The organism is Oceanobacillus damuensis (genome assembly GCF_001618145.1).
GTDB classification, from domain to species: domain Bacteria; phylum Bacillota; class Bacilli; order Bacillales; family Amphibacillaceae; genus Oceanobacillus; species Oceanobacillus damuensis.
On sequence record NZ_KV392043.1, the window covers coordinates 127,726 to 150,128 of the forward strand.

Here is a 22,403-nt window from a genome sequence, read left to right on the forward strand (position 1 = left end):
GAGAAATGAACTTCATCAAGCTTATGAACGTCATTTTAGGGCTGAAATCAAAGAGAAATGAACTTCATCAAGCCGATGAAGTTCACTTTAGGGCTGAAATCACTGAGAAAAGAACTTCATCAAGCTTATGAACGTCATTTTAGCCCTGAAATCACAGAGAAAAGAACTTCATCAAGCTTATGAAGATTACTTTAGCCCTGAAATCACAGAGAAAAGAACTTCATCAAGCCGATGAACGTCACTTTAGGCCTGAAACCACTGAGAAATGAACCTGGAAGTCAGTAGTATTAAAGGAAATCGACAATGCAATAGCCTCTGAAGTGTTTATCTTACAATTAATTGGTCCCCAAATTAAAATGTAACTGTGCTGTAACTATTGATTTCTATAATTGATTCAAACAATAAGTATGTCAAAGTTTTTTGAATTGACGGGGGAGGAATCGGGAGCATGAAGTCTGACATTAATTGGTTTGAAAGTCGGGTTAGCCTGACACCAAATGAAATAGCAATTATCGATTCACATACAAATGATTCCTGGACATATGCAGCGCTTCATCGACGTGTTGCTGAAGTTGCCAATTATTTCCACTCAAAAGGAATCCGTAAAGGGGACCGGGTGGCGATACTCGCTCCAAACCATATCAGCTATTTTGATTTCTTCTTTGCTGTAATGAAGATCGGAGCTATTTTTATCCCACTCAACTGGAGATTGGCTGAAGCTGAGCTAGAGTACGTGATAAAGGACTGTGATCCCAAGATAATTGGGATCGATCCATTGTTCGCAGACAAAATAAAATCGATGGATGGGAATCCCGAGCTGATACTCATCGAGCATAATGATTATTTAAATGAATTAATAACAGAGAAGCAATTCACAATCAAACCACAATTGAAAGAGGAAGACCCTTTAGCGATGATCTATACAGGAGGTACAACAGGCCGGCCAAAAGGTGTTGTCTTATCCCATCGATCCATTTTATGGAATGCATTGAATACGACAATCAGCTGGGACCTGACTCAAAATGATACGACATTGACATGCCTGCCGATGTTTCATACAGGAGGACTAAACGTGTACTCCTTGCCGTTATTGCTTGTTGGTGGAAGGGTAGTGATTAGCTCTGAATTCGACCCGGAGAGAGCGGTCGAGGATCTTATCACATACAAATGTACGGTTGTATTATTTGTGCCGACAATGTATCACATGATCATTCAGACAGATATATTTAAGCGGTCAAGTTTTCCGGATATGAAGGTGTTCGTATCGGGTGGAGCGCCTTGTCCGCTTAAAATATATCATGCATTTTCTGAAAAAGGATTGGCTTTTAAGGAAGGGTATGGTCTGACGGAAGCAGGTCCGAATAATTTTTATATTGATACGGAAGATACCTTGCGTAAGCTTGGCTCTGTAGGAAAGCCAATGATTTTCAATGATATAAAAATTATCGGGGAAGACGGTTTGATGACTGAACCAGATGAAGTTGGCGAGTTATTAATACGAGGAAATCACGCATTCGAGTATTATTGGAATAAACCGGAGGATACAAAAGAAACGATCAAAGGAGGGTGGATCCATACTGGTGACCTGGCTAGAAGGGATAAAGATGGATTTTTCTATATTGTCGGCAGAAAAAAAGATATGATTATAACTGGAGGGGAAAATGTATATCCGCTTGAAGTCGAACATTGGCTTGAGTCCCATGAGGCTGTTGGTGAAGCGGCAGTTGTAGGTCTGCCTGATGATAAATGGGGAGAGGTGGTCGTGGCATTTGTCGTTACCAAGCGTGACATTACACCAAAGGCACTTGAAATGTATTGTGATCAGAAAATAGCCCGTTATAAGGTTCCTAAGAAGTTTTACTTCTTGGATGAGCTGCCTAAAACACATGTCGGTAAAATAAATAAGGCAGCCCTAAAAGAAAATATCAGATATACTAATGACAGCACAGTATCCTAATGGAAACTGTGCTTTGCTTATGATACTGAATCGTACCGATGGATAGTCTTGTACCTATATATCCCTTAAAAAGTGAATCGTTTTCATCAAAACCCGAACATTAATTTAATATATTAAAAAATCGTTCGTTATTTTGTTGATTTTTCACCTGCTATTTGTTATGCTTAATCCGACAAATAAATACGGTACCTCATATATTTCCTGAGAATATGGCTCAGAAGTTTCTACCCAGCACCGTAAATGCATGGACTATGAGGGAGGATGAGTCGTTGCGCGTACGGGCAATGATCTGTTTGAATATGTTTTTCGAAGTATGTTAAGTCTATTCATCTTCTCTCGTTATGAGGAAGACGAATAGACTTTTTTAATGAAAAAGCGAAGGGACGCTCGCTTATGCCCGGGTGATGCAGCTGACTTTATAAAGCTTGGCAAATCCTCAGCTGCCCTTATGCAAGTATGAAAGTCTTATACTTTTTACTTGCCAGCAAAAGCGAAAGCGCCCAATCAGAGACGTTTGAATGTGATTTATGACATAATCAGAAAGAAAAGAGGGATATAATGGCACAGGTTGGCGTTATTATGGGAAGCATCTCCGATTGGGAGACGATGGAGCATACGTGTAAAGTACTTGATGAATTGAACATTCCTTATGAAAAAGATGTTATTTCGGCACATCGTACACCTGATGAGATGTTTGCTTATGCAAAATCAGCTCGTGATCGCGGATTAAAAGTGATTGTCGCAGGAGCGGGTGGAGCGGCACATTTGCCAGGAATGGTCGCATCACAGACTACTCTTCCTGTCATTGGAGTTCCTATACAAAGCAAGGCGTTAAATGGGATGGATTCCTTATTGTCAATCGTCCAGATGCCTGGAGGAGTACCAACTGCCACCGTTGCGATCGGCAAAGCCGGAGCAACAAATGCAGGAATTCTGGCAGCTCAAATCATAGGTGCTTTTGATGAATCAATAGAGGAAGCTCTTGAAAATTATCGTAAAAAAATGAAAGCAAATGTTGCTGAAATGAGGGATGAACTTGAAGAAAAATAACACCCTTCTTCCACCACAAACAATCGGAATTATTGGCGGAGGACAACTTGGCAGGATGATGGCTATTGCAGCCCGCTATATGGGATATAAGATTGCGGTCCTTGATCCGACACCTGACTGCCCGACAGCGCAGGTAGCAGATATTCACATCACAGCTGCCTACGATGATATGGAAGCGATCAAGGAACTAACCGAAATCAGTGATGTTGTCACATATGAATTTGAAAATGTTGACCTCAACGCTGCAGCGTATATTGAAGAAAAAGGAAAGCTTCCACAAGGTGCATATGCACTTGAAATTACACAAAACCGTGAAAAAGAAAAACGGTTAATGAAAGATACTAACCTCCCGATTCCTCAGTTTGCCATCGTGACAAATGCTGAAGAATTTAGTGAATCCATAAAAGAATTTACCTTACCGGCTGTTATTAAAACCTGTCGTGGAGGGTATGATGGGAAAGGTCAATTGAAGATAAATTCAAGCGATGATATGGAACTTGCTCGAGAATTTGCAGATAAGAACGGACATTGCATTATCGAGCAATGGATAACGTTTGATAGAGAAATATCTGTTGTTTTTACTAGGTCTGCTGACGGAAAGATTACCTTTTTCCCAATTGCTGAGAATGAACATCGCGACCACATTTTATACAAAACAACGGTTCCGGCAAAAATAAATGCTGCCATTGAGAAAAAGGCATACGAAGCGGCACAATCACTCGCAGACAAGATGAATATTGTTGGAACGTTTGCCATTGAGATGTTCGTTAAAGGAGAGGAAATCTTTTTGAACGAGATGGCTCCAAGGCCTCACAATTCCGGCCATTATACGATAGAGGCATGTAATATTTCGCAGTTTGCACAGCATATCCGTGCGATTTGCGGACTTCCTTTGACAGATATAAAACTTCTGATGCGGGCGGTGATGATCAATGTTCTTGGTGAGGACCTCAATGGTACATTGAAAGCAATGTCTCAAACCGGAGATGGTTTTATTCACCTGTATGGAAAATCAGAGCCTAAAGAGAAACGCAAAATGGGTCATATAACATTTATTGCAGAAAATGAAGAAGCATTGGAAAAACAGATAGAGAACTTCAAGGAGGCAACACGATGATCGGACGTTATACAAGAGAAGAAATGGGCAACATCTGGACCGAAGAAAACAAATTCAAAGCATGGCTTGAAGTTGAGATTTTAGCATGTGAAGCATGGAGCGAGTTAGGAGTCATACCTAAAGAAGATGTCAAGAAAATCAGAGAGAATGCATCTTTTGACATTGATCGCATTTATGAAATCGAAGAAGAAACACGTCATGATGTAGTTGCCTTTACACGTGCAGTATCCGAAACGCTTGGAGAAGAGCGGAAATGGGTTCACTATGGATTAACTTCTACAGATGTGGTGGATACAGCATTATCCTATTTAATTAAACAAGCAAATGAAATTATCCGTAAAGATTTGCACAACTTTATCGAAATTTTAAAAGACAAAGCTATCGAGCATAAACATACCGTAATGATGGGACGTACACATGGTGTTCATGCCGAACCAACCACTTTTGGGTTGAAAATGGCACTCTGGTACGAAGAGATGAAACGTAACCTGGAACGCTTCGAAGCTGCTGCGAAAAATATCGAATTTGGCAAAATGTCCGGAGCTGTCGGAACGTACGCGAATATCGATCCATTTATCGAGCAATACGTATGCGAGAAGCTTGGCACTTCACCTGCACCTGTATCCACACAGACATTGCAGCGCGATCGTCATGCAGCCTACTTTTCTACATTGGCATTAATTGCTACGTCCGTTGAAAAATTTGCAACTGAAATTCGTGGTTTGCAAAAAACAGAAACTCGTGAAGTGGAGGAACGTTTTGCTAAAGGACAAAAAGGTTCATCGGCCATGCCGCATAAACGTAATCCGATCGGTTCGGAAAATATGACTGGTATGGCACGAGTGATCCGTGGCTATATGCTGACATCCTATGAGAACGTATCGCTTTGGCATGAACGTGATATTTCCCATTCTTCAGCCGAACGTGTCATCTTACCTGATGCAACGATCGCACTAAATTATATGCTGAATCGCTTCAGCAATATCGTTAAAAATCTTACTGTCTTCCCTGAAAATATGAAACGAAATATTGACAGAACCCATGGTGTTATTTTCTCTCAGCGTGTTCTGCTCAAATTGATCGATAAGGGAATGGCCCGTGAAGCTGCATATGATCTCGTTCAACCGAAAGCAATGGAGGCATGGGAAACGGAAACCCATTTCAAACAGCTGGTGGAAGCTGATGAGGTCATTACCGAACAACTGAGCCAGGATGAGATTGATGATTGCTTCGATCATACGTACCACTTGAAAAATGTGGATGTCATCTTTGAAAGAATCGGACTATAAAAGGAGTGGATCACATGAAAGCCGAGCTATTATATGAAGGTAAAGCAAAAAGAGTTTATCAGGCGGAGGGAAAAAGCGGTCAGCTCGTATTGTCATATAAAAATGATGCGACTGCATTCAACGGAGTAAAAAAGGATTCCTTTGACGGAAAAGGCAGACTCAATAATGAAATATCATCACTTATTTTCACAGCATTGCATGAAAAAGGGATTGAAACCCATTTTATCGAACGATTGAATGAGACAGAACAAATGGTTGTCCAAACGGAAATTATCCCATTGGAGGTTGTAGTTCGTAATGTTGCCTCTGGCAGTATTACAAAACGTCTCGGAATTGAAGAGAAAACCCATTTTGATAAACCTCTTATTGAATTTTTCTATAAAAATGATGAGCTCGGCGATCCACTGATCAATGATGAACATGCATTATATTTAACAAGTGCAACGCCAGCGGAAATAGACGAAATAAAAGAAAAGGCGCTGGAGATCAATAAACAATTAATGGATCTCTTTCAATCCATAAATATTACATTGGTCGATTTTAAGCTTGAGTTTGGACGTAAAGCTTGTGGAACAATTGTACTCTCTGATGAAATTTCTCCGGATACATGCCGATTATGGGATGCTGCAACAGGAGAGAAGCTTGATAAAGATGTTTTCCGTCAAGGTACGGGAGATTTGATTGAAGTGTATAAAGAAATTTTAAAACGGCTGGAGGCAAAAGCATGAGGAAGGTTACTGTCTATATTACATTAAAGCAAGGTGTTCTTGATCCACAAGGTAAGGCAATCCAGGAATCATTGAACTCACTCGGATATAACGAAATTGAAGATGCAAGAGTTGGTAAATATATTGAACTGAAGGTTGAAGATGGACCGAATTTGGAAGCACGTGTGACAGAGATGTGTGACAAGTTGCTTGCAAATCCGGTGATAGAAGATTACCGCTTTGATGTGGAGGAGGCTGAAGGCTTGTGAAATTCGCTGTTGTAGTTTTTCCGGGATCAAATTGTGATCGTGACATGTACCATGCAGTAAAAGAAGTATTACAGGCTGAAGCAGATCTCGTATGGTATGAAAGTAATTTGGAAAAGTATGATGGAATTCTAATACCAGGCGGCTTCTCCTATGGAGACTATTTGCGTTCGGGAGCAGTTGCATCCACTTCTAACGTAATGAAGCAAATCAAGGAACATGCAGCACAAGGTAAACCGGTGCTGGGAATTTGCAATGGGTTCCAAATTTTGACAGAAGCGGGATTACTACCTGGAGCTTTAATGCGTAATGAAAAACTATCCTTCATGTGCCATCAGGAAGAATTGGTTGTAGAAAATGAAATAACTCCTTTTACTTCCGGTTATGATAAGGGTGAAGTTGTACGTTTTCCAATCGCACACGGCGAGGGAAATTATTTCTGTGATGAGGAGACACTTGCCGATTTGAAAGCGAACAATCAGATTGTATTTACGTATAAAAATAACCCGAACGGATCAGTAGAAAATATTGCAGGAATAATTAATAAAGAAGGTAATGTACTCGGTATGATGCCGCACCCAGAACGAGCAGTTGAAAAATTGCTTGGCAGTGACGATGGCTTAAGATTATTCCAGTCAATGGTTCAGAATTGGAGGGACACCTATGCTAAAAACGCATGATATCAGTCCAGAGCAAATAGAACAGGATAAATTATATCGTGAAATGGGCCTGAGTGATCAGGAGTTTGACATGATTAAGGATATTATGAAAAGACTTCCGAATTTCACAGAGACAGGGATTTTTTCCGTCATGTGGTCGGAACATTGCAGCTATAAAACATCAAAACCGCTTTTAAGAAAATTCCCGACAAAAGCCCCCCATGTACTCCAAGGACCTGGTGAAGGTGCAGGAATCATTGATATTGGCGATAACCAGGCAGTTGTATTTAAAGTGGAAAGCCATAATCACCCTTCTGCAGTAGAACCTTACCAAGGTGCAGCAACAGGTGTTGGCGGGATTATTCGTGACGTATTTTCTATGGGAGCTCGTCCAATCGCTTCAATGAATTCCCTTCGTTTCGGTAATTTAAATACGGATCGTACGAAATATCTGTTTTCTGAAGTTGTCGGTGGCATTGCCGGATACGGAAACTGTGTCGGTGTTCCGACAGTTGGCGGGGAAGTTCAATTTGATGACAGCTATGAAGACAATCCACTCGTTAATGCAATGTGTGTCGGATTGATCAACCATGATGAAATCCAAAAAGGAATTGCAGCAGGAATTGGAAATACGATTCTTTATGCAGGTCCTCCAACAGGACGTGACGGAATTCATGGTGCAACCTTTGCTTCAGATGATTTAGGTGAGGATGCTGCGAAAGATCGTCCGGCAGTTCAGGTTGGCGATCCATTTATGGAAAAACTCCTGATCGAGGCCTGTCTTGAGGTGATTCATTCCGACGCATTGGTTGGGATGCAGGACATGGGAGCTGCCGGGTTGACTTCATCTGCCAGTGAAATGGCAAGTAAAGCTGGAACAGGAATGGAAATGAATCTGGATCTTGTTCCACAGCGCGAGCAAAACATGACAGCATATGAAATGATGCTTTCCGAATCACAAGAGCGTATGCTGCTCTGTGTTAAGCGTGGGCGTGAACAGGAGATTATTGATATATTTGAAAAATATGGGTTGAAAGCTGTCCCTGTCGGTGAAGTAATCGAGGAAAAAGTATTCCGAATCAAGCATCATGGGGAAGTAGTTGCTGATATTCCAGTGGACTCTCTTGCAGATGATGCACCAGTATTCCATATGCCTTCACAGGAAGCGGCATATTTTAAAGAATTCCAGCAAATGGAAAACAGCATCCCGCAAGTAGGGAACCACAAAGAGATGTTGAGAACATTACTCCAACAACCAACAATCGCAAGTAAAGAATGGGTTTATGATCAATATGATTCGATGGTACAGACGAACACGGTTGTAACACCTGGTTCTGACTCTGCTGTAGTCCGGATTAAAGGAAAAGACAAAGCCCTTGCAATAACGACCGATTGTAATTCACGTTACATTTATTTGGATCCGGAAACTGGCGGGAAAATTTCTGTTGCAGAAGCAGCCCGCAATATCGTGTGTTCTGGTGCTCGACCACTAGGTTTGACAGATGGGTTGAACTTCGGCAATCCGACTAACCCGGAAGTATTCTGGCAAATGGAGAAAAGTGTGGAAGGCATGAGTGAGGCATGTGAAGCGTTAGGTACCCCGGTTATCAGTGGAAATGTATCTTTATACAATCAATCAAAAGGAAAATCAATTTTCCCAACTCCTGTAGTTGGTATGGTTGGGCTTCATGAATCATTGGAACATATTACACCAAGCCATTTCCAGACTTCTGGAGATGCGGTTTATGTGATTGGTGAGGCGGAAGCTGAATTTGGCGGAAGTGAGCTGCAGAATGTGGTCCATGGAAAATATGAAGGCAAGGCACCAAAAATTGATTTGAATATAGAAGCAGCAAGACAGAAGCAATTATTGGATGCAATCCAGTCCGGTTTGGTTGAATCCGCACATGACCTTGCAGAAGGCGGGCTTGCAGTAGCATTGGCAGAGAGTGTGTTTACAGACAGTGGATTGGGTGCAAATGTAAAACTTACCGGTGAAGCGACTGTTGAACTTTTCAGTGAAACCCAATCAAGATTCCTTGTTACTGTAAAAGAAGAAAATAAAGCTTCTTTTGAAAATAAAATTGCAGATGCCAAGCAAATTGGTGTCGTAACAAATGATGGAACGTTGGAAGTATCGGTTAATGGCACAGCAGTTATTCATGACGATGTAAAACAACTTGAGAACTTATGGAGGGGAGCTATCCCATGCTTGCTGAAATCAAAGGCATAAATGAAGAATGTGGTGTGTTTGGAATATGGGGACATGAGAAAGCAGCAGAATTGACTTACTACGGTTTACATTCCATGCAGCATCGCGGACAGGAAGGTGCCGGAATTGTAGTCAGTGATGGGAAAGAATTAAAAGCACATAAAGGCATGGGGCTTGTCAACGATGTTTTTAAACATGCCAAGTTTGATGATTTGAGCGGGCGAGTGGCTGTCGGACATGTGCGCTATCCTACACAGGGTGGCAGAGGATTAGAAAATATTCAACCTTTATTATTCCGTTCCCAAACAGGTGGTATGGCACTCGCTCATAATGGTAACCTCATGAATGCACATAAACTGCGGGGGGAGCTGGAGAATGAAGGAAGTATCCTTCAAACCTCTTCGGACACAGAAGTGCTTGCCCATTTGATTAAGCGGAACGGCAATAAAACAAATGAAGAAACCATTTCAAATGCATTGAATCAGGTTGTTGGTGCCTATGCCTACCTGATTCTTAAAGAAGATAAAATGTATGCAGCACTTGATCCAGCTGGTATTCGACCGTTATCTATCGGGAAACTTGGTGATGCTTATGTAGTTGCATCCGAAACATGTGCATTTGACCAGATTGGGGCAACATTTGAAAGAGAAGTCTTACCTGGCGAACTTGTGACAATCAGCGATGAAGGCATAAAATCAACGAGATTCGCTCCACGTTATGGCAGGAAAATGTGTGCAATGGAATATGTGTACTTGTCCAGACCGGATAGTGATTTGAACCATGTTAATGTTCATGCTTCCCGTAAACGAATGGGGGTCGAACTGGCGAAGGAAGCTCCTGCAGATGCGGATATGGTAGTCGGTGTACCGGATTCGAGTATTTCGGCTGCGATCGGATATGCTGAAGAGAGTGGCTTGCCATATGAGATGGGTATTATTAAGAACCGTTATGTTGGAAGGACATTCATCCAACCTTCCCAGGAACTTCGAGAATTAGGTGTTAAGATGAAGCTTTCACCAGTTCGCGGAATTGTGGAAGGCAAGCGCATTGTCATGATTGATGATTCGATTGTAAGAGGAACGACAAGTCGACGCATTGTGCAGATGTTAAAGGATGCAGGTGCAAAAGAGGTTCATGTACGTATTGCCTCCCCATCTATTCAGAACCCATGTTACTACGGCATCGATATGTCCACAAGAAAAGAATTGATCGCTGCCAATAACACGGTGGAAGAAATTTGCGAAATCATTGGAGCTGACAGTGTTGCCTATTTATCGGCAAAAGGTCTTGAAGAAGCAATTGTAAAAGATAAAACAATTAATCAGGGTGTATGCATGGCATGCATGACAGGAGAATATCCTGTGATGGAAGAAGGAGAAGCGGAAATCAACTATACCAGATGTTAATCAGCAGTTGTTTTCTACCTATTGAATGCACATTTTGTGATGATTGTTGCTTTGTAATTGCAGCAGTTGATATAAAGTGCGACATAATAACTATGTTAGATATCTAACCTGATAATGAAAATAAGTTACTTCGGCAACCGCAGCCCGTATACACTTCGCTTTCCGCGGGCGGCTGGTAAGCCCTCCTCGTGCTTTCGCACTGCGGGGGCTCACCGATGCCTCTCTTCCCGCAGGAGCTTCGTGTATACGGGCTGCTGGTATGGAGTTTTTAAAAAAGAATTCTGCGCAAGAACGATCAATACATTTGATTTACTTTCAGCGCATCCAGCATTTTTAAAAAACGATAAAAAATGCTTCATCATTAGCTACTGCAAGGATAGTAAATGGTAGCCGAAGTTGCCTATTCCGCGTCGCAGTCTATCATTTTTGAACAAAAACAACAATCTTTTCGGTGGGGCGTATCGCAATCCCATCTTCAAGAAAACAGCCTTGGAAAAAAGCCTGCTAATTAATAATCAATCATAGAGGATGTGTCAAGCATGTCAGACGTATATAAAAATGCTGGAGTAGACGTGGAAAAAGGCTATGAAGCTGTGGAACGAATGAAAAAGCACATAGCCAAAACCACTCGACCAGAAGTACTTGGTGGAATCGGATCGTTTGCCGGATTATTTGACCTTTCCGGATTTAACTATAAAGAACCAGTCATGGTTTCAGGAACAGATGGAGTAGGAACAAAATTAAAACTTGCCTTTGAATCGAATAAACACGATTCAGTTGGGATTGATCTTGTGGCAATGTGTGCCAATGACATCGTTGCCCAAGGAGCACAGCCTTTATTTTTCCTTGATTACATTGCATGCGGGAAAAACGAGCCACAAATGATTGAGCAGATTGTAGCTGGAATCTCTGACGGATGTGTTGCAGCAGGAGCAGCGCTCATCGGGGGAGAAACAGCTGAAATGCCAGGAATGTACAAGGAAGATGAATATGACCTGGCTGGTTTTGTTGTAGGAATTGCCGAAAAATCAAAGCTTGTGACCGGAGAAACGATTGAAGCTGGAGACAGTGTAATTGGTCTAAGCTCCAGTGGCATTCATTCAAATGGTTATTCTCTCGTCCGCAAGATTATTGAAGATATGGACTTGAAAGAAAGCTACGAAGGTCTATCAGATACGCTTGGCAATACGGTAATGACACCTACAAAAATTTATGCGAAGCCAGTGGCTGCAGTTTTAAAAGAAACGAATGTAAAAGGTATTTCCCATATCACCGGCGGCGGATTTTATGAAAACTTCCCAAGAATGATGCCAAAAGGTTTAGGTGTGGAGTTGGCGAAGGAAAGCTGGAAGGTTCCCGAGATTTTTAGCTTCCTCCAGGAAAAAGGAAATATTCCTGAAAAGGATATGTATGGTGTATTCAATATGGGAATTGGAATGGCGCTTGTTGTTTCGGAAAAAGATGTCAATCAGACACTTGAAATCCTGCAGGAAAATGGTGAGGATGCAGCAGTAATCGGCAAAGTTGTTGCAGACGAAGGAGTGCATTTTACATTATGAGTAAAGTGAAAGCAGCAGTGTTTGCTTCGGGGACAGGGAGCAATTTTCAGGCGATAATGGAAACGGATGATCTCGCCTGTGACATTGTACTGCTAGTCTGCGATAAACCCAATGCAAGCGTGCTGGAAAAAGCAAAAAAGTATGGTGTGCCATCATTCGTATTTGAGCCGAAACAGTTCGCTTCCAAATCGGAGTATGAAAAACTGATCGTACAAAAGCTTCAAGAGTCAGGGATTACATGGATTTTCCTTGCTGGCTATATGCGGATTGCAGGTTCAACATTACTGGAAGCTTATGAAGGGAAAATCGTAAATATCCATCCATCCCTTCTTCCTGATTTTCCGGGTATGGATGCTGTTGGACAGGCCTTTAAAGCCAATGCTGACGCAACCGGAGTGACGGTTCACTTCATTGATGAGGGAATTGATACAGGACCCATTATTGCCCAGGAGCCAGTTGACATATTGAAGGAAGATACAGAGGCATCTTTAAAGGAACGAATACAAAAAGTGGAACATGAGCTGTATCCACGTGTAATCAATCAACTTCTACAATCAAAGTGAGGGATTTGCAATGAGTAAAAGAGCACTGATCAGTGTTTCTGATAAAACGAATATTGAGAAATTTGCCAAAGGCCTTGTTGAAGCAGGATATGAGGTTATTTCAACTGGTGGTACATTACGTGCATTGGTGAATGCCGGTATCGAAGCGAAAGCAGTAGATGAAATTACAGGTTTCCCGGAAATTATGGATGGTCGTGTGAAAACATTGCACCCATTAATCCATGGTGGATTGCTTGGAAAACGTTCCAATCCGGACCATATGAAGCAAATGGAAGCAAACAATATCGCACCAATCGATATGGTTGTTGTTAATCTGTACCCTTTCAAGCAGACATTGGAAAAAGAGGGCGTATCTAAAGAAGAAATTATTGAAAATATTGATATCGGCGGTCCGACAATGCTTCGTTCTGCTGCAAAGAACTTTGAAGATGTAGCTGTTGTTACAGATCCATCTGATTATGAAAGAGTACTTCAGGCAGTGCAGGCAGGCAAATTGGAATTCGATCTATTACAAGAGCTTGCAGCGAAAGTGTTCCGTCATACTGCCAATTATGATGCGATGATTGCCCAGTATTTCATGGGAGAAACGAAGGAAGAATTCCCTGAAACGTATACCGTTACATATGAAAAGGTACAAGACCTGCGTTATGGTGAAAACCCGCATCAGCAGGCAGCATTCTATAAAAATCCAATCAATAAAAGTATGAGTCTTGCTACTGCGAAACAATTGCATGGCAAGGAACTTTCTTATAACAATATTCAGGATGCAAATGCAGCATTGGAAATTTTAGCGGAATATGATGACCCGGCGGCAGTAGCTGTTAAACATATGAATCCTTGTGGTATCGGTGTTTCTGAAACACTATCCGGTGCTTTCCAGCGTGCATATGATGCCGACCCAATTTCCATTTTCGGAGGAATCGTAGCATGCAACAGGGAAATTGATACTGCCACCGCAGAGAAATTAAGTGAGATCTTCCTTGAAATTGTTATCGCACCAGGATTCCAGGAGGATGCACTCGAAATTTTGACAAGAAAGAAAAATATTCGACTGCTTGAACTGGAATTGAAAACTAGTGAGACAGCAACGAAGAAGCTGACTACTGTCAATGGGGGAGTATTAATTCAAAACAGTGACAATGGAACCGTTACTGCAGAAGATTTGAACGTTGCCACCAAACGTCAGCCGACAGAAGAAGAAATTGAAAATCTGTTATTTGCCTGGAAAGCTGTTAAACATGTAAAATCAAACGCAATTTTACTTGCGAAAGATAACCAGACAATTGGTGTCGGTGCTGGACAAATGAATCGAATCGGTTCTGCCAAAATTGCAATCGAACAGGCAGGGGAGAAGGCGAAGGGCGCTGTATTGGCTTCAGATGCATTTTTCCCGATGCCGGATACAGTGGAGGCAGCTGTAGAAGCTGGCATTACCGCTATCATTCAACCAGGCGGCTCCAAGCGCGATCAGGATTCCATCGATGTATGTGATGAACATGGAATTACAATGGTATACACAGGGATGCGTCACTTTAAACATTAAAATCTACATCAGGAAGTTACCAAACTGGTACTTCCTGATGCTTTGAAAAGGAGGCTTTTCCATGAATGTGTTAGTAGTCGGACAGGGTGGACGTGAACATAGTATTGTGATGAAACTTGCCGAAAGTGACCAGGTCAGCAAACTTTATGCTGCCCCAGGGAATGGCGGGATTCAGGAGCAGGCGGTTTGCGTAAACATTGACGAAATGGATATCGACGGGTTAGTTGAATTTGCCAAAGAAAATGCAATTGATTTAACGGTAGTGGGCCCTGAGAATCCACTGAATGCGGGCATTGCCAATCGCTTTAAGGAAGCTGGTTTGCGTGTATTTGCACCAACGAAGGAAGCGGCTCTTCTTGAGGGAAGCAAAAGCTTTGCAAAAGAGTTTATGAAGAAATATGATGTACCGACTGCGGATTATGCGGTATTTACCGATCCACAGGAAGCGAAGGCATATATTGAAGAAAAAGGTGCACCAATTGTTATAAAGGCAGATGGTCTTGCTGCAGGAAAAGGTGTTATCGTCGCGTTGACAAAAGAAGAAGCACTGCAGGCTGTGGATGATATGCTCGTTTCGAAAGCTTTCGCAGGTGCAGGGGCAACCGTAGTCATTGAAGAATTTCTGGAAGGAAAAGAATTCTCTCTGATGGCTTTTGTACATGAAAATCAGGTATATCCGATGGTGACCGCAAGAGATCATAAACGTGCATTTGACAATGATCAGGGGCCGAATACAGGCGGGATGGGTGCCTTTGCCCCAGTTCCGGATGTAACGCGTGAACATCTGGATTTCTCCATGGAGTATATTTTGCAAAAGACTGCTGATGGAATGATGCAGGAAGATCGTGCCTTTACCGGAATCCTCTATGCTGGATTAATCATGACTTCCAGAGGGCCAAAAGTTATTGAGTTTAATACACGGTTTGGTGACCCGGAAACACAGGTTGTCTTGCCATTATTGAAAAATGACCTTTTCCAGGTTTTTGCAGATGTACTGGATGGTAAAAATCCAGAACTTAGGTGGGAAGATCAGACTTGTGCCGGAGTGGTACTGGCTTCCACTGGATATCCGGAATCCTACGAAAAAGAGATTCCGATTCCCGAATTTAATCAAGGTGAGAATACATTTATCGTTCATGCAGGAACAAAACAGGCAGGTGCCACCATTGTTTCTGATGGTGGGCGAGTATTGCTTGCAGGTGCCAAAGCGGCTGACTTAGAAACTGCTGCAGATCGTGTTTATGAAATTCTTGAAAGTGCGACGATTACCGAGGAATTTTTCTATAGAAAAGATATTGGCAAGCAGTAAATCATACATGGAACCATCTTCTCTTCTTAGGGGATGGTTCTATATTTTTGGGCAGAAAAGTGTAAGTAGGGTGAATTGCGGGTAGACTTATGTAGTCACGGGAAAATAGGAATAGTTTGCGCCAATACATTTTAATCAGAACATGCAACAGTTTCTTCGCCTCTAACCAGCATGCACTTTATTTAAAAAATTTAATTAATTTGACAAAAACTTTACCAAATGGAAGCGTAACTTATGATAGAATAAAGAAAATGACTTATTGGAGAGTTGGCTTATGATAGAGAATGGATTGAATTGGAGAAATCGAGAACTTAGACAACATGTTAAAGTAATTGATGGTCTGGAAGCACCAACACTTGTACTGACCAATACGACTTACTTGAATGTATATACAAAGAAATGGCTGAAAGCGAATATATGGATTTTTAACGAACGGATCGTATATGTTGGTGATAAATTGCCGCAGAATATGGAAAACGTGGAAGTGGCAGATTGTGCTGGAAAGTATTTAGTGCCTGGTTATATTGAACCCCATTCACATCCGTTTTTACTGTCAAATCCGGAGGAAATTGCTCTGAATGCTGCAAAGTATGGTACAACTGCATTAATAAATGATAATTTAACATGGGTTTTTTTGTTGGACAAAAAGAAAGCGTTTTCTATTTTGAGCGAGTTTAGCAGACTTCCAGTTTCGATGTACTGGTGGGCGAGATTTGATTCGCAGACAGCATTGCATGATGAGGAAGAATATTTCAATACGAATGATGTCCTTTCCTGGCTTTCACACCCGAATGTCGTGCAGGGGGGAGAACTGACTGACTGGCCAAGTCTGCTTGATGGAAATGACCGATTGCTGTATTGGATTCAGGAGGCAAAAAGGCTCGGAAAACCGGTGGAAGGACATCTTCCGGGAGCATCGGAAAAGACATTGACAAAAATGAAACTGCTTGGTGTGAGCGCCGACCATGAATCGATGACAGGGGAAGAGGTTTTAAACCGGCTGCAGATGGGATATAGTGTAGGCTTGCGGTATTCTTCCATCAGAGCGGATTTACCGAAGCTTATTGAGGAAATTTTGGAAGCTGGTTTGGAAACATTTGATAATCTGACGATGACAATGGATGGTTCACCACCAGAGTTTATGGAAAAAGGCATTATGAATGTCTGTCTGGAAATTGCAATCGAAAAAGGAATACCACTGGAGGATGCATACCGCATGGCGAGTTATAATGCTGCAAGGCATTTTCATCTCGATGAACAGATTGGCAGCATTGCTCCGGGTAGAATCGCTCATATAAACTTTTTAAAAGATAAATCCAACCCACATCCGGTGAGTGTACTGGCAAAGGGGCAATGGATTGTGAAGGATTCCGAGGCAAAGGATTGTCAGGCAACAATCGACTGGAAACAGCTTGGTATGGGGCCAGTAAATGTCGACTGGGAACTTGATGAAGGTGACCTGCAGTTCTCTGCCCCTGTAGGTATGGAGATGGTCAATAATGTTATTGTAAAGCCATATACGGTCGATACGGATATCGCAGTGGAAGATTTGACAGGTACAAAGGGAGATCAATTTTTGCTTCTTATGGATAGTAATGGGAAATGGAGAGTAAATACAGCTATCCGTGGATTTGCTCCAGGGTTGGGGGCGTTGGCCAGCACATTTTCTGCTTCCGGTGATTATATATATATTGGCAAAAATAAAAGAGATATGTTACTTAGCTCAAAGCGATTGAAGGAGATCGGTGGAGGAATTGTGCTTGCTCATGAAGGAGAGATTCTGGTGGAAATCCCTCTTAATCTTGGTGGGACAATGTCAGATGATAGAATGGAAAACATGATAGACAAAGAGAGAAAGCTAAAAAAATGCCTAAATGAATTTGGTTATGCGTTCGATGATCCTTTACACAGCTTGCTGTTTCTGTCAACAATACATTTGCCGTTTTTACGTGTCACGCCACAAGGGTTAATGGATGTAAAAAATAGAGAAATTCTCTTCCCAGCGACAATGAGGTAGCATATAATGGAATAGGTCAAACTATAAAAGGCAGTTTAATGTTTAACTGCTTTTTGAACATACACTACAAAAGAGAAAGCGTGTTGGGATGAGAAAGTTATTTTTGATGTTACTTGCAGTTTTTGTTGTTTTACTTGTCGGCTGTTCGAAAGATGAACTATCCACAAGTGATAATGAAACTAAAGAAAATGACCGTGATGGTGGAAAAACCGTGACGGAGACTGATGAAGTGGTCAAAGAAAATGAAAATGTTTTTCCGCTTACAGGTATTGGAACAGATGAAACAGTTGATAATCGTATCATAAGTGTTATGATAAACAATCATTCAGCAGCCAGACCACAGTCCGGATTGTCTGAAGCTGATATTGTGTTTGAGATTCTAGCAGAGGGTATGATTACACGATTGCTTGCTTTTTACCAGAGTGAGTTGCCGGATGTTGTTGGGCCGGTGAGAAGTGCCAGAGAATATTATTTCGAACTGGCAAATGGATATAATGCGCTTTATGTGTATCATGGAGCTGCAGGTTTTGTAAATGACATGATCAAAAGTCGCGGCATCAACTATCTGGATGGCGCGACCTATGATAATGATGGTAATCTATTTAAAAGGGAGTCCTTCCGTAAAGCGCCCCACAATTCCTATTTGCTTCTCGATGCGGCCTATGATGTTGCAAGTGGAAAAGGATATGAAACCAAAGTCTCCCACGAACCAATGGAATTTTTGACGGATGAAGATGTCCAGAATCTGTCAGGTGATGCGGCTGAGCATGTCAAGATTGTCTATAGCAACAACCCCTCATGGATTGTGGAATATTCCTATGACGAAACGAATGGAAATTACTTCAGATCCAGTGATGGGGAACGGACAGTTGAGCTTACTTCAGAAGACCCCGTTAAAATAGAAAATATATTTATAGTGGAAACTCACCATGAAGTAATAGATGATGTCGGACGAAGAGCAATCGATTTTGAAACAGGTGGAAATGGCTATTTAATTCAAAACGGTCAGGCTCAGGAAGTCCAATGGGAGAACAGGGATGGAAGAATTGTTCCAGTGAAAGATGGCCAGACTGTTGGCTTTGTTCCTGGGAAAACATGGATCAATGTTGTACCGACAAACCCTGGAATGCAGCAATCCGTAACTTTTTCAAACTAGTATAACAATCAGGAGGGTTTTCTGTGCAAATCGATAAATTACGCGGAGAGCAGCTGGATCAACTGTTCGATGCTATCCTATCATTAAAAGACCGGGAAGAATGCTACCGCTTCTTTGATGATATAGCGACAATGTCTGAGATTCAGTCGATTTCGCAGCGGTTACAGGTTGCGAAAATGCTGACAGAAGGCAATACCTACAGTGCAATAGAGCAAGAGACAAAAGCATCCACTGCCACTATTTCCCGTGTCCGCCGCTGTATTAATTATGGAAGTGATGGGTATCAGATGGTATTGGGAAGAATAAATGGAAATAAATAGAAACCGCAAGCCCAACCGGGTTGGCGGTTTCTAATTTTTATGTGAAATTACCTCTGGATGCCAGTTTCGCCGATAAATGGGAAGGAATCGCCGATAAATGCACTCTATCCGCCGATAAACCTGCCTTATCGCCGATAAATGCAGTAAAGTCGCCGATAAATAGAAAAAACCGCCGATAAGTTGCGCACGTATCGCCGACAGATCATCAAACTGCAATTACGCAGGCAGGAAATACTAAACTTTCCTGCCTGCCAAAAAAGATTAACCATATCCCTAAATTCCGCCAGATATTTTTGGTATAATAAACGAATGAATGACGTTGATGGAGGATTAAACTTTTGAAAACAATAAACGAATGGAAACATATATTTAAACTCGACCCGGCAAAAGATATATCGGATGAGCATTTGGATATGATTTGCGAATCTGGAACAGATGCTGTGATTGTAGGCGGAACAGATAATGTTACATTGGATGGTGTGCTTGATTTGCTGTCACGCATACGTCGCAGACACACCGTTCCATGTATTCTGGAGGTTTCGGATGAGGAAGCACTCACTCCAGGTTTTGATTATTACTTTATTCCGATGGTGCTGAACTCCAGGGAAAAGAAATTTATGATGGATATCCAGCATAAAGCAATAAAGGAATATATAGATATGATGGAATACAGTGAAATCTTTTTTGAAGGATACTGCATATTAAATGAAGATGCCAAGGCTTTCAAACATACGAACAGCTATCTTCCCGATGCAGAAGATGTTAAAGCTTACGCATATATGGCAGAGCATGTATTTCACCTTCCGATTTTTTATATGGAATATAGCGGTACATATGGCGATCCTGAACTTGTCCAGGAAGTGAAGGACAGCCTTGAAAATACGCTGCTTTTTTATGGCGGCGGAATTGAGAACAGCGAGCAGGCAAAAGAAATGAAAGAACGTGCGGATGTGGTGATCGTTGGGAACAGTATTTATACAGATATTAAAGGAGCTTTAAAAACAGTAAAAGCAGTAAAATGATTCAGAGGACGGTGTAATAATGAGTCAGACGATTGACGAAATGATAAATGGATTGAATAAAGAGCAGCAGGAAGCTGTCAGACATACAGAAGGCCCACTATTGATCATGGCTGGGGCAGGGAGCGGAAAAACAAGAGTATTAACACATCGTATCGCGTACTTGATGGGAGAAAAAGAAGTTTCTCCAAGAAATATTCTTGCCATTACATTTACGAATAAGGCTGCGAGAGAGATGAAAGATCGTGTGAGCAGGCTTGTCGGCCGACAGGGAGAGAATATGTGGGTATCCACCTTCCACTCGATGTGTGTGCGGATTTTGCGCAGGGATATCGACCGGATCGGCTACAACAGCAGTTTTACCATTCTCGACAGTGGTGATCAGCTGTCTGTTGTGAAGCAGGTGCTTAAAAATTTAAATATTGACCCGAAAAAGTTTGACCCTCGTGCCATGCTCGGGCAGATCAGTGCGGCAAAAAACGAGCTGATTACCGATGTGGAGTTTACCAAGAATGCTGGTAACTTTTATGATGTACAGGTTGCAAAGGTTTATGAAGGCTATCAAAAGATGCTGCGGAAAAATCAGTCCCTCGATTTTGACGATTTAATCATGCAGACGATCCATCTGTTTGAACGAGTGCCTGAGGTGCTGGAATATTACCAGCGGCGTTTCCAGTATATTCACGTTGATGAGTATCAGGATACGAACCATGCGCAATATTTCCTTGTCAAGCAGCTGGCAAGCCGTTATCAGAACCTATGTGTTGTCGGTGACTCGGATCAGTCGATCTATCGCTGGAGGGGTGCAGATATAGCGAATATCCTATCTTTTGAAAAGGATTATCCGAAAGCACGGACGGTCTTCCTCGAACAAAATTATCGTTCGACGAAATCCATTCTTGCTGCTGCAAATAAAGTAATTGGAAATAACTCCGGGCGCAAGCCTAAAAATCTTTGGACCGAAAATGCAGACGGGAAAAAGATTAATTACTTCCAGGGGGCGACAGAACAGGAAGAAGCCCTGTATGTGACGGATAAGATACAGGAACTGATGAGAAACGAAGGGTACACCCCCGGTGACGTAGCCATTTTATACCGTACAAACGCACAATCCCGTGCGATAGAGGATACCTTTTTAAAATCCGGTATTTCCTACCAAATGGTTGGTGGACAGAAATTCTACGACCGCAAAGAAATCAAGGATATGGTTGCATATCTCCGGCTGATCACGAATCCGGATGACGATCTGAGCTTTGAGCGTGTCGTCAATGTACCGAAACGCGGGATTGGGAAGACTTCTGTGGAGCGTCTTCGTGCACATGCAGCACAGCATGATATTTCAATGTATGAAGCAGTGAAAGAGGTCGATTTTACGGGAGTTTCTGGGAAAGCGGCTAATGCACTGGCAGAGTTCGGTAACTTAATTAAAACATTAACACAGCAGCAGGAATTTCTTACTGCGACAGATATGGTTGAAGCGGTCCTGCAACGGACAGGCTATGAGGAAATGCTTAAAAATGAGAAATCAATCGAAGCACAGAGCCGTTTGGAAAACCTGGAAGAGTTTATGACAGTAACACAGGATTTTGAAGAAACAAGCGAAGACAAGACACTGATCGCATTTTTGACAGATCTCGCTCTAATTGCAGACATTGACCGTGTTGATGAAGAAGATCCTGAAAACGCGGAAAAAATTACTTTAATGACATTGCATGCAGCTAAGGGATTGGAGTTTCCGGTTGTCTTTTTAATTGGTATGGAGGAAAATGTTTTCCCTCATAGCCGTTCCATGATGGATGATGAAGAAATGGAAGAGGAACGCCGCCTCGCATATGTCGGTATTACCCGGGCGGAAAAGGAATTATATCTAACCCATGCCAAGATGCGCACACTTTATGGTAGAACGAACATGAATCCAATCAGCCGGTTTATCAATGAAATTCCCGAAGAACTGATAGATGGTATTGAACAGGCAAGAAACTCCATGTTCGGAAGGTCGATTGAACGGCCTAAAGACAAACCAGCCCCAATAAAGAGAAGGGCAGAACGTATGCATAAAACAACTGGCACCGAAAGCAAGGATTGGTCTGCGGGGGATAAGGCGAACCATAAAAAATGGGGTGTTGGAACGGTTGTTAAGGTACAGGGTGAAGGGGATAAAATGGAATTGGATGTCGCATTCCCGGCTCCTGTCGGCATCAAACGACTCTTAGCTGAATTTGCGCCAATCACGAAAGAATAGGGAGCTGCCTTG

At 42.0% G+C, this 22,403-nt stretch carries 18 protein-coding genes and 1 riboswitch; all 18 genes read left to right on the plus strand.

All coding sequences use genetic code 11. The annotated features are described in order from the left end of the window. Window positions 1-448 precede the first annotated feature (448 nt). The 18 genes from A4245_RS02090 (at window position 449) to pcrA (ending at window position 22,391) form a co-directional block, all read left to right on the plus strand. Window positions 449-1,957, plus strand: a complete 1,509-nt coding sequence (locus A4245_RS02090) for a class I adenylate-forming enzyme family protein (RefSeq protein WP_067725210.1) — start codon at window positions 449-451, stop codon at window positions 1,955-1,957. A 170-nt stretch (window positions 1,958-2,127) separates the two neighbouring features. Then, window positions 2,128-2,229: riboswitch (purine riboswitch) on the plus strand. Window positions 2,230-2,515: 286 nt separating this feature from the next. After that, the gene (purE, locus tag A4245_RS02095; RefSeq protein WP_067725212.1) at window positions 2,516-3,007 is read left to right on the plus strand and encodes a 5-(carboxyamino)imidazole ribonucleotide mutase; all 492 of its coding nucleotides are present in this window, start codon (window positions 2,516-2,518) and stop codon (window positions 3,005-3,007) included. Beyond that, window positions 2,994-4,124: a 5-(carboxyamino)imidazole ribonucleotide synthase gene (gene purK, locus A4245_RS02100; protein ID WP_067725214.1), complete on the plus strand. Its 1,131-nt coding sequence runs from the start codon at window positions 2,994-2,996 to the stop codon at window positions 4,122-4,124. Before purE ends, purK begins: the two co-directional genes overlap by 14 nt. After that, window positions 4,121-5,413: an adenylosuccinate lyase gene (gene purB / locus A4245_RS02105; protein WP_067725216.1), complete on the plus strand. Its 1,293-nt coding sequence runs from the start codon at window positions 4,121-4,123 to the stop codon at window positions 5,411-5,413. The genes purK and purB overlap by 4 nt, the downstream gene beginning before the upstream one ends. 14 nt (window positions 5,414-5,427) lie before the next feature. Next, the gene (gene purC / locus A4245_RS02110) at window positions 5,428-6,141 is read left to right on the plus strand and encodes a phosphoribosylaminoimidazolesuccinocarboxamide synthase (protein WP_067725218.1); all 714 of its coding nucleotides are present in this window, start codon (window positions 5,428-5,430) and stop codon (window positions 6,139-6,141) included. Further along, complete coding sequence (purS, locus tag A4245_RS02115; protein WP_067725220.1) at window positions 6,138-6,389, plus strand: phosphoribosylformylglycinamidine synthase subunit PurS; 252 nt, start codon at window positions 6,138-6,140, stop codon at window positions 6,387-6,389. The genes purC and purS overlap by 4 nt, the downstream gene beginning before the upstream one ends. Next, on the plus strand, window positions 6,386-7,066 hold the full coding sequence (gene purQ, locus A4245_RS02120) for a phosphoribosylformylglycinamidine synthase subunit PurQ (protein ID WP_067725222.1): 681 nt from the start codon (window positions 6,386-6,388) through the stop codon (window positions 7,064-7,066). Before purS ends, purQ begins: the two co-directional genes overlap by 4 nt. Then, entirely contained in the window at window positions 7,050-9,278 is a 2,229-nt protein-coding gene (gene purL, locus A4245_RS02125) for a phosphoribosylformylglycinamidine synthase subunit PurL (RefSeq protein ID WP_067725224.1), read from the plus strand. The genes purQ and purL overlap by 17 nt, the downstream gene beginning before the upstream one ends. Then, window positions 9,254-10,663 (plus strand): amidophosphoribosyltransferase, encoded by a 1,410-nt coding sequence (purF, locus tag A4245_RS02130; protein WP_067725226.1) that lies wholly within the window; start codon window positions 9,254-9,256, stop codon window positions 10,661-10,663. The genes purL and purF overlap by 25 nt, the downstream gene beginning before the upstream one ends. Window positions 10,664-11,202: 539 nt before the next feature. After that, window positions 11,203-12,222, plus strand: coding sequence for a phosphoribosylformylglycinamidine cyclo-ligase (gene purM, locus A4245_RS02135; protein ID WP_067725228.1), 1,020 nt, complete (start codon window positions 11,203-11,205; stop codon window positions 12,220-12,222). Next, complete coding sequence (purN, locus tag A4245_RS02140; RefSeq protein ID WP_067725230.1) at window positions 12,219-12,785, plus strand: phosphoribosylglycinamide formyltransferase; 567 nt, start codon at window positions 12,219-12,221, stop codon at window positions 12,783-12,785. Before purM ends, purN begins: the two co-directional genes overlap by 4 nt. Before the next feature lie 10 nt (window positions 12,786-12,795). Next, complete coding sequence (purH, locus tag A4245_RS02145; RefSeq protein ID WP_067725232.1) at window positions 12,796-14,328, plus strand: bifunctional phosphoribosylaminoimidazolecarboxamide formyltransferase/IMP cyclohydrolase; 1,533 nt, start codon at window positions 12,796-12,798, stop codon at window positions 14,326-14,328. 61 nt (window positions 14,329-14,389) lie between these two features. Continuing rightward, window positions 14,390-15,637 (plus strand): phosphoribosylamine--glycine ligase, encoded by a 1,248-nt coding sequence (gene purD, locus A4245_RS02150; protein ID WP_067725234.1) that lies wholly within the window; start codon window positions 14,390-14,392, stop codon window positions 15,635-15,637. A 274-nt stretch (window positions 15,638-15,911) separates the two neighbouring features. Then, a complete protein-coding gene (locus A4245_RS02155; RefSeq protein WP_199860638.1) occupies window positions 15,912-17,654 on the plus strand; it encodes an adenine deaminase C-terminal domain-containing protein in 1,743 nt (580 codons plus the stop codon). Between the two features lie 88 nt (window positions 17,655-17,742). Next, window positions 17,743-18,810, plus strand: a complete 1,068-nt coding sequence (locus tag A4245_RS02160; protein WP_067725236.1) for a DUF3048 domain-containing protein — start codon at window positions 17,743-17,745, stop codon at window positions 18,808-18,810. 23 nt (window positions 18,811-18,833) lie between these two features. Beyond that, window positions 18,834-19,130, plus strand: coding sequence for a YerC/YecD family TrpR-related protein (locus tag A4245_RS02165; RefSeq protein WP_067725238.1), 297 nt, complete (start codon window positions 18,834-18,836; stop codon window positions 19,128-19,130). Window positions 19,131-19,468: 338 nt separating this feature from the next. Beyond that, on the plus strand, window positions 19,469-20,152 hold the full coding sequence (gene pcrB, locus A4245_RS02170; RefSeq protein ID WP_067725240.1) for a heptaprenylglyceryl phosphate synthase: 684 nt from the start codon (window positions 19,469-19,471) through the stop codon (window positions 20,150-20,152). Window positions 20,153-20,171: 19 nt separating this feature from the next. After that, entirely contained in the window at window positions 20,172-22,391 is a 2,220-nt protein-coding gene (gene pcrA, locus A4245_RS02175; RefSeq protein WP_067725242.1) for a DNA helicase PcrA, read from the plus strand. The last annotated feature ends 12 nt before the right edge of the window (window positions 22,392-22,403 follow it).